Below are 7,056 nucleotides of genomic sequence, written 5' to 3'. Positions count from 1 at the left end.
GAAGAACCGTCTACTAATACAAAAGGGGCGGATTGACTCATAAGCGTTATCGATTACCGTTTAATTGAGAACAGTTTGCTTTTCTCCAGGCAGTGGAAATGCTATCTTTACTGCGAAATGACACGGAGCATTACTATGTTTAATAAAATCGCTATTGTATGCGCAGTTGCAGTCTTAATGACAGCCAATGTTTGGGCAGATGAAGAATCGGTCATGGAAAAACCGCCTGTTATTCCAGAGCCCATGCAAAGCGGTGAAAGTATAGAGCCTGAAGTCAATATCATTCAAAAAGAAGACCGTACCATTGAGGAATACCGTATCGGCGGTCAGCTTTATATGATTAAAGTGGTTCCTTCGTTCGGCAAACCCTATTACCTGATGGATACAGATGGTGATGGCTCGCTGGAGTCGAGACAGTTTGAACTCGATTCTGGTTTGCTCGTTCCTAACTGGATCCTACTAGAATGGTAGCTAATATCCTTTAATCTGAGCAGTTTTCATGTCGGTTTACACTGAAGTCGGGCGCGACGAATTAGTCGCGTTTTTAGGTGAGTATGCGGTCGGTGATTTGGTGTCCTATGAAGGCATCAGTGACGGCATCGAAAACACCAATTATTTTGTCAGTACAACGGAAGGCGAGTTTGTCCTAACCGTATTTGAGCATCATGATTTTGATGAGCTAAGCTATTTCCTCGATGTCATGACGTTTTTTTACCAGCATGGCATTCCCTCTGCGCATCCAGCGGCAGATAACGAAGGGCGTTACCTGAAACAATTAGCGGATAAACCGGCCGCATTGGTGGTGCGGTTGTCTGGTCGTGGCGTCAACACGGTGGCGACATTGGGCCAGTGCGCTGAAATCGGTAATATTCTAGGTGAGATGCATCTTGCCGGTAAAGACTTCACTGAACGTCGGGCAACAGAGCGAGGACCGGAGTGGCGCCAACAGACTGCAGAAGCATTACTGACGCATCTCGATGACGATTTAGCTGAGATGTTGCGCGATGAATTGGCTTTTCAATCAACGTATGCCCAATTGGATTTGCCCTGGGGTGTGACGCATTCTGATTTGTTCCGTGACAACGCTCTGTTTGATGGTGATGTGCTCAAAGGTATTATCGATTTCTATTACGCCAGTGATGAATACCTGCTTTATGATTTGGCTGTTGCGGTGAATGACTGGTGTGTAGGTGAAAATGGCCTGCCGGATCAAACGCATTATCAGACGCTGATGGCACAGTATTTTAAAAAGCGTGCACTCACTGATGCGGAGAAAAACAACTGGAATCTGGTATTACGGGCTGCGGCTTTACGGTTCTGGCTATCACGGTTACAGGATCAGGTTTTCCCTCGGGAAGGCGAATTGACCCAAATTAAAAATCCTGATGCGTTTCTTAAGATCCTTCAGTTTCATCGTGAACATCCTTTAACGCTTGAGTTTAACTGAAACCGTCAATGCGCGTTTTAATCATTAAACTGACATCAATGGGTGATTTGATGCACGCCTTGCCCGCGCTGACGGATGCTGCATCGGTGTTTCCCGATATTGAGTTTGACTGGGTGGTAGATAAGGCCTTTTCGGCTGTTCCTAAATGGCATCCTCGCGTCAGAAACGTCATCACTACCTCGCACCGAAGTTGGCGACAAGGCTGGATTAAAAGTTTTGCTGGTGGTGAGATTGGCACATTTTATAAAGGCTTGAATGCCGACGATTACGATGTGGTCGTGGATATGCAGAATAACCTGAAAAGTGCCTTTGTCAGTCTGCTCAGAAAGGGGCCAGTCTACGGTCTAGATAAGTACAGTTGCCGGGAGAAACCGGCGCATCTGGCATATAAACATCGGATTAATGTAAATCCAGATCAACATGCGGTTGAACGTATGCGTCAGATTCTGGCATCAGCTTTGGACTATGGTGTTCCTGCGACGCCTGCTGACTATGGGGTTAGCTTAGACCATTGCCAGTTGCCAAATAGGGACTTCACCCTCCCGCAGCGTTATTTAATGCTCGTACATAATGCCAGTTGGCTGACAAAGCTCTGGCCAGTCAAACACTGGCAAGCGTTGGTTCTGAAAGCGGCTGAGAAAGGCTATGGTTTGCTATTACCGAGTGGTAGTGATGAGGAATACCAGCGTGCAAAGCAGATCGCCTCGGTTAGCGATAAAGCACATGCTTTGCCGCGTTTACCGCTGGATAATATTGTTGCCCTGATGCAAGGGGCGGATGCGGCCTTATGCAGTGATACCGGACTTGCGCATATGGCGGCAATGCTGGGTAAACCAACCATAACGATTTATGGTTCAACCGATACGCATCTGATAGGCACCTTTGGCGATAATCAACAACATTTAATCACTGGTATGACGTGCTCACCGTGTTATAAACGTCGGTGTCCACTTCCAGAATCCGTAGAGGGACATCCCGTATGTATGTCTGATATGGAAGTCGATCAGGTCTGGCATAGACTGGAAAGCGTTTTACAAGCACAATAACGCCATTGTTTTTGTTCAGACTAGGCTCATTACGCCCATTATGAAACACGATTTTCCTGAATTCTACCAAGCCCGTGTGGCAGTTATCGGCGACTTGATGCTGGATCGCTTTTATTTCGGTAAAGCTAACCGCATCTCCCCGGAAGCGCCTGTTCCCATCGTTAATGTTGAGCGTTTAGAAGACGTGCCCGGTGGTGCGGGTAATGTGGCAATGAATATTGCTTCGCTTGGCGCGACATGCAATATCACAGGGATTAGCGGTTTAGATGAAGCGGCCAATGTGCTGAAAGAACGCTTGCACTCTGTAGGGGTTAACTGCCTGTTTCACCAGAGTCAAAATGCAGGCACAATCATCAAATCCCGGGTAGTCAGTAGTCACCAACAGTTGCTCCGACTCGACTTTGAAGAACGCTTTAAACCGGAAGTAGCTGTTGAGATGAAGACACTAGCCGAGCAGGTCATGACTGATGCACAGGTCATGATTTTGTCGGATTACAACAAAGGCACACTGAGCGAGCCGCAGTTCTGGATTGAACTCGCTAAAAAGAAAAATATTCAGGTGCTGGTTGACCCCAAAGGCAATGATTTCAGCAAATACCGTGGTGCTGACCTGATAACACCTAACATGACGGAGTTCGAAGCTGTTGCCGGCAAGATCGAGTCAGAAAGTGATTTGATTTCAAAAGCACAGACGTTGATCAAACAGCTTGATATCAAGGCGATTCTGATCACGCGAAGTGAACATGGTATGACATTGATTCGTGCCGACAAGCCTGAGTTTCATTTACCGGCTATCGCAAAAGAAGTGGCGGATGTAACGGGCGCGGGGGACACTGTTATCTCGACTTTGGCCTCTGCTCTCGCTGCGGGGCAAGATATAGAGTTTGCCGTCACCTTAGCCAATGTCGCCGCGAGTATTGTTGTCAGCAAACTGGGTACATCCACCGTTAGTGAACCCGAGCTGAAAGCAGAATACGAGCGCCATCAGGGCTTGAATAATACGGATCACAGTATCTGTGGTGCGGTAACGATGGATCAACTGAAAATAGCGGTAGAACAAGCCAAACAACGCGGTGAAAAGGTGGTTTTCACTAACGGCTGTTTTGATATTCTGCACGCCGGTCACGTGAGTTATTTACAGCAGGCAAGAGCATTGGGTGATCGTCTTGTTGTTGCCATTAACACCGATGAATCCGTGACCAAACTTAAAGGTGAAGGTCGACCAATCAATACTGCTGAAAGACGTTTAACGGTTTTAGCAGGCTTAGCCGATGTCGATTGGGTGACCTGTTTTCAGGGTGATACACCGGAAGATTTATTGCGGTTTATTCAGCCTGACATTCTTGTCAAAGGTGGCGATTATGACAAAAAGGGCGTTGTTGGCTGGGAAATTGTTGAGTCTTACGGTGGTGAAGTCAAAGTGATGGGGTTGGTAGAAAACTGTTCAACCACGGCTATCGTTAACAAAATCCATCAGGGACGTTAAATCCGCTTTAAGGCTTTTGCTGCTTTCGCTACATTATCCTGTAAGTGCTCGGGGTTAATGGTACCGACAATCACGCTGCTGATTGCGGGCTCAGCAAAAATAAAATCAAAGTTGGCCTGAACTTTATCCGTGGTGGACGAATTAGCTGCCAGGTGGCCACTTCCCAGCGCTTTTTTGATGAAAATGCCTTTATTATCTTGTTCAGCCTGCTTCAATACGGCCAGTTCATCCTGATATTCAAGGTTATGCATGATCATAGCCATATCAGAGCGTTTTAAAGCCTCTAAACCGCCCTCAACAGTCTTGGTTGACATGCCGCTGGCTCTGACAAGACCTCGCTGTTTCAAATCAGCTAATGTTTCCAGAGCACCATACTGCTCTATGATTTCAAGATCATTGCCGTCAGAGTGAATAAGAACAATATCCAGTACATCGCGTTGCAAAAGCTTCAGGCTGTTTTCAACACTGCTGATGATAGATTCCGGTCTAAAGTCATAACACGACTCACCAGTTGCTGAATCAAAATACTCACCGGCTTTGCTGGCAACGATCCAATCATGTGCCTGTTTTTTGAGTAATGGACCTAGCCGTTGCTCGCTCTGTCCATAGGCCGGTGCCGTATCGATCAGATTTATGCCAAGATCCCAGGCCAGGTCTAGCAAATCGGCTGCTTGTCTATCATCCGGAATTTTAAAACCTTCCGGATATTTAACCGCCTTATCCCGACCCAGTTTTACCGTACCCAGTCCCAGTGGCGAGACAGAGACACCGGTGTTGGAGATAGTATTTCGTTGTTTCAGATAAGCCATCTAAAAAGCGCGGTCCCACAATGTTTCGGCAATTTCAGGATGAGCAAAGTCCGGATTTTCGTGTGAGCCTTGGGACAGTTTTGCTTTTTCCAGCTGATGAATCACTTTATCGGATAAATCAGGCGCCAGAGCGAGCTTGGTTGGCCAGCAAATGTGCACATTACCTTTGCTGTTGACAGAGGCGGTATCCGGTCGGCTCAGACTGGATTGTTTCGGTTCAGCCCGATTTACCGGATGTGTGGCCCATTCAAGTTCGGGTAATTCCCGCCAGGGCATAATCGTTTTAAGCAAGGCCTTAGCTTCGTTGATTAATACCATTTTATCCTTGCTGACACCTTCTTCTGCAATATTGCCGCCTAGATACCAGACAACTTCACCGGCTCTATTTTTGTGGCTTGAGATAGTGGCGATAGGTTTTGAGCCGGACCCTAAACTATGTGCGTAAATGGCAGGCAAAGGTTTGTCAGCGTCTTTACTTTTGCAGAGCAGCATCTGTAATGGACGGCGCTGCATTGACGGTTTACGGATTCTCAGGCTATCAAGCAGCGCCTGATTTCCTTCGCCGGCAGTGAGAACATAATGCTGCGCCTGAATTTCCAGCTCATCATCAATGAGTAATGAATGAACCTGATCGCCATCCTTCTGCCAGCGGTACATTGATTGGGTCGAAACTGACAGCATTCTGTCCTGATACGGTTTAACCAACTCATTCAACAGGCTGGGAATGTCCAGTACTGGTTCGTCGAGCTGATATAAAGCGCCTTTGAAACCGTTGTCTTTAAATAATTCAGGTCGGTTTTCCGTTGCAACAGGCTGCATGCGTCCGCTTAACGCTTTACTGGCAAAAAAAGACACCATCTTTGAAGATAAACGTTCTTTGGACCAGAGTAATTGGTGTTCGGCGAGTTTATCTACGCCAGTAAGATCGATTTCACCGGTGCCTTCAAGACAACTTTTCCAGCGTGAAGGCATGCTGCTAATGACTTGTGAAGCCTTGGATAAAATGCCATTCAGGGCGTATTTACTGCCACCATGGATAATGCCCTGAGAACTCAGAGTCTGACCCTGACCAATTTTACCATTCTCAATAAGTAAAGCGTGGTAACCAGCTTGGTTCAAGCGGTTATGTACCCACAGACCCGCTACACCTGCACCGATTATGGCAACGTCGGTTGTGATGCGTTTAAGACTCATGAAATAGCGGGACTGTCTTCGTCTAAGGCTTCACACAGCCAATGTCCAATGAGAATATGGCCTTCCTGAACACGCGCAGTTTCTTTGCTGGGCACACGAATACAGTCATCAGCAATTGCATTCAATTGACCGCCATCTTCACCGGTGAACGCACAGGTCCAGACGCCGTATTTTTGTGCGGTTTTAATGCCATTAATCACGTTGCCGCTATTGCCTGATGTAGATAGACCAATCGCAATATCTCCGGGTTTTGATAAAGCTTCAATCTGACGGTCAAAAATCGTATCAAAGCTGTAATCATTACCGTGGGCGGTGAGGATAGAAGTATCGGTGGTTAATGCGATAGCGGCATAAGCACGACGTTCTTTGTGATATCGCACCACAAATTCGGCGGCTAAATGCTGGGCATCTGATGCACTGCCACCATTACCGAAGAAAAAAACTTTGTTGCCGTTTTCCAGACACTGCTTGATCCGCTCACTAAGTGCAACCACCTGTGGCTCGAGTGCAAACAGGCTTTCGATCATTGATTGATGACGCTTTAGTGTTGATGTGAATGACACGGCTTACCTCTGTTTCAGCTAGGTGGTACTATTGCGGGTGGTTAAGTACCAGCCTTGTTGCGCCAACAGCACCTTAAATCAGAATGGGTCTATTCTAGTTTAATGTTGGCTAAGATGTTAGTGCCTATACCACTTTTAAAGTTCAGGATATTTGATTTCATGCATTTTGCTTTTGCCATCACAGAGTACTTTCCCTTTGGTGGGGCACAACGTGATTTTTATGCCGTTGTTGATGCCATTGCAAAGCGAGGGCATCAAATTTCTATAATCACGCTTGGGTGGCACGGCAATAAGCCGTCGGACTGGAAACTTTTTGAGTTAGAAAAGAACCAGCCTACTAATCATGGTCGTATTCAGGCCTTATCGAACCACGTACTCACTCTCAAACGACAAGGGCTGTTTGATTACGTGGTTGGATTTACCAAGCTTGAAGGCTTGGATGTCTATTTTGCAGCAGACCCTTGCTTTACGGCTAATCGCTATCGTGGTCTTAAACGATTATTGCCTCGCT

The 7,056-nt window shown here is 46.7% G+C and carries 7 protein-coding genes and 1 pseudogene; 5 read left to right on the top strand and 3 right to left on the bottom strand.

Translation table 11 applies throughout. From position 1 onward, the window contains the following. Positions 1-135 precede the first annotated feature (135 nt). The 4 genes from ACTF5U_RS11305 to hldE are packed head-to-tail and all read left to right on the top strand — an operon-like array spanning position 136 to position 3,979. Positions 136-471: a DUF2782 domain-containing protein gene (locus ACTF5U_RS11305; protein ID WP_438971737.1), complete on the top strand. Its 336-nt coding sequence runs from the start codon at positions 136-138 to the stop codon at positions 469-471. A 28-nt stretch (positions 472-499) separates the two neighbouring features. Next, positions 500-1,447, top strand: a complete 948-nt coding sequence (locus ACTF5U_RS11300; RefSeq protein ID WP_438971736.1) for a homoserine kinase — start codon at positions 500-502, stop codon at positions 1,445-1,447. Between the two features lie 8 nt (positions 1,448-1,455). Beyond that, positions 1,456-2,493 (top strand): lipopolysaccharide heptosyltransferase I, encoded by a 1,038-nt coding sequence (gene waaC / locus ACTF5U_RS11295; protein ID WP_438971735.1) that lies wholly within the window; start codon positions 1,456-1,458, stop codon positions 2,491-2,493. A gap of 40 nt (positions 2,494-2,533) precedes the next feature. After that, positions 2,534-3,979 (top strand): bifunctional D-glycero-beta-D-manno-heptose-7-phosphate kinase/D-glycero-beta-D-manno-heptose 1-phosphate adenylyltransferase HldE, encoded by a 1,446-nt coding sequence (hldE, locus tag ACTF5U_RS11290; RefSeq protein WP_438971734.1) that lies wholly within the window; start codon positions 2,534-2,536, stop codon positions 3,977-3,979. On the opposite strand, the gene ACTF5U_RS11285 is transcribed toward hldE, so the two are convergent. From ACTF5U_RS11285 to ACTF5U_RS11275, 3 genes are read right to left on the bottom strand one after another with little or no spacing between them, the layout of a single operon-like run. Beyond that, entirely contained in the window at positions 3,976-4,788 is an 813-nt protein-coding gene (locus ACTF5U_RS11285; protein WP_438971733.1) for an aldo/keto reductase, read from the bottom strand. The genes hldE and ACTF5U_RS11285 overlap by 4 nt on opposite strands. Next, complete coding sequence (locus ACTF5U_RS11280; protein ID WP_438971732.1) at positions 4,789-5,982, bottom strand: FAD-dependent oxidoreductase; 1,194 nt, start codon at positions 5,980-5,982, stop codon at positions 4,789-4,791. It lies immediately after the preceding gene. Further along, positions 5,979-6,545 carry a D-sedoheptulose-7-phosphate isomerase gene (locus ACTF5U_RS11275; protein ID WP_438971731.1) on the bottom strand — a complete coding sequence of 189 codons (567 nt, stop codon included), beginning with the start codon at positions 6,543-6,545 and terminating at the stop codon, positions 5,979-5,981. The genes ACTF5U_RS11280 and ACTF5U_RS11275 overlap by 4 nt, the downstream gene beginning before the upstream one ends. Before the next feature lie 54 nt (positions 6,546-6,599). Here ACTF5U_RS11275 and ACTF5U_RS11270 point away from each other — a divergent pair. Beyond that, a pseudogene (locus ACTF5U_RS11270) lies at positions 6,600-7,056 on the top strand (hypothetical protein); the annotation flags it as partial.

The organism is Methylophaga sp. (assembly GCF_965655755.1).
Classification (GTDB): Bacteria; Pseudomonadota; Gammaproteobacteria; order Nitrosococcales; family Methylophagaceae; genus Methylophaga.
The sequence above is the reverse complement of the archived record's forward strand: the minus strand, read 5'-3'. Positions and strand labels throughout refer to the sequence as shown.